Here is a 672-nt window from a genome sequence, read left to right as displayed (position 1 = left end):
CTTTTCAGCTCATTTGTTTATATATATGCTTCAACCACTCTTCAGAAGAAGACCATTCATTAGGGTAATAATAGCTACAATCAATTTTGTTAAGCAGGATGTCCTGTAATTCGTCATCTGATAGAGAAAGTGCCAGCAGATAATCTATTTCAGATTTCATCTGCAACCGCTCCTCCGCAGTCTCGGTAGCTTTGTAAGCTGCCAATGTTTCATCCGCATTACCAAACAGCACCTCAAAATCCTGGTTAAAGTAACACCTCAGCAGATATGACAAAGAAGGATACTTTTCGTTAATACTCATGGCGTTGGATACCCAGTAATGATTTTATACCCATCAGGCATTGAAGGATCTCTTCCAATGATAATTCTGGCATTTGTAGCTGGAACAGCACTTGTAGCCCCGCGAGTAACACTAATACCAATAGCGGCAGAAGATTGATAATCAAGTTCCAGGTAGCCGGAACCACTCATCGAGCCCCAGGTGAAGCTGCCACCCGCACTGGCGTTCTGCTGCTTCATGTCGTAGAGATCGCTGTCCTGCTGGCTGGAGAGCGTCAGGTTGCGTCCTACGTCAACATCCACCTTGTCACCGCTGACCTGTGCACCGGCCAGCGTGGTATCGCGCCCGCTGTTCATGGCAAGCGTCTTACCGCTGTCGATGGTTGTCTCTGC

The 672-nt window shown here is 47.0% G+C and carries 2 protein-coding genes; both read right to left on the bottom strand.

Going from position 1 to position 672, the window contains the following annotated elements; genetic code table 11:
- Positions 1-4: 4 nt before the first annotated feature.
- Positions 5-301, bottom strand: coding sequence for a contact-dependent growth inhibition system immunity protein (locus ACKWMY_RS28255; RefSeq protein WP_244618474.1), 297 nt, complete (start codon positions 299-301; stop codon positions 5-7).
- On the bottom strand, positions 298-672 hold a 375-nt coding region (locus ACKWMY_RS28250; RefSeq protein WP_409487554.1), incomplete at its 5' end, for a hemagglutinin repeat-containing protein. The genes ACKWMY_RS28250 and ACKWMY_RS28255, both read right to left, overlap by 4 nt.

This window comes from Serratia sp. J2 (assembly GCF_046269175.1).
GTDB classification, from domain to species: Bacteria; Pseudomonadota; Gammaproteobacteria; order Enterobacterales; family Enterobacteriaceae; genus Chania; species Chania fonticola_C.
Note: the sequence above shows the minus strand (reverse complement) of the source record. Positions and strands in the feature narration are given on the sequence as shown.